The sequence below is a fragment of the Clostridioides sp. ZZV15-6598 genome, assembly GCF_020657705.1.
GTDB classification, from domain to species: Bacteria; Bacillota; Clostridia; order Peptostreptococcales; family Peptostreptococcaceae; genus Clostridioides; species Clostridioides difficile_F.
In genome coordinates this window covers 1-718 of record NZ_JAGWCS010000307.1, presented here as the reverse complement: position 1 = coordinate 718, position 718 = coordinate 1, and the positions used below count along the sequence as shown (strand labels likewise).

General features: G+C 25.1%; 2 protein-coding genes. Both read left to right on the top strand.

Annotated features, from left to right (window positions below; translation table 11 throughout):
- Nucleotides 1-148 precede the first annotated feature (148 nt).
- A complete protein-coding gene (locus KGF50_RS21775; protein WP_227849984.1) occupies nucleotides 149-547 on the top strand; it encodes an ArsR/SmtB family transcription factor in 399 nt (132 codons plus the stop codon).
- Nucleotides 548-563: 16 nt separating this feature from the next.
- A partial coding sequence (locus KGF50_RS21770) for a metallophosphoesterase family protein (RefSeq protein WP_227849985.1) occupies nucleotides 564-718 on the top strand: 155 nt, incomplete at its 3' end.

The window sequence follows — 718 nt, the reverse complement described above, 5'->3', positions numbered from 1 at the left end:
TAGCTATTAGTGCAGGATATTTAGTTCAATTTATTATGTAATTTAACTAAAAAAGATATTTGTAGGTTTTACTATATACTTTACAAATATCTTTTTTAATAGTATCATATGATTAAAAGTGAATATGATTATATAAAGGGAGGAAAAAATGGAAATTATACAAATATTAAAAGCACTAGGTGATGAAACACGAATAAGAATAATAAATATTTTAAGAAAAGGAGCATTGTGTGTATGTGAAATTGAGGCGATACTTGAAATAACTCAGTCTAATGCGTCTAGACATTTAAATAAATTAATGAATGCAAAGTTAGTTACTTACTATAAAGAAGCTAAGTTTGTATATTATAAATTGGATGAGGATACTTTAGGTAAATACAGTTTTATTAAGGAAATATTAGATAATGAATTAGAATCTTATGAGAAATTAAAGTTTGATTATGATATATTAATTGGATATAAGAATCAAGGTTTAAATTGCCAAAATGTATCAAGAGTTAAAGAAACAATAGAAAAAGTAAACCAAAGAAAATCAAAGAAAATGTAATAGGAGAAAATTGTTTATGAGAATAGCAGTTATAGCAGATATACACAGCAATATTTATGCTTTGGATGCAGTACTAGATAATATAAAGGTACGCAATATAGATATGGTAGTTTGTGTAGGTGATTTAGTAGGATATGGAACAAGACCAAACGAAGTTATAAAAAAGATAAG

What these genes read in the sequence shown, in the direction of transcription:
- KGF50_RS21775 (WP_227849984.1), top strand. Translation starts at nt 149, where the DNA reads ATGGAAATTATACAAATATTAAAAGCACTAGGTGATGAAACACGAATA.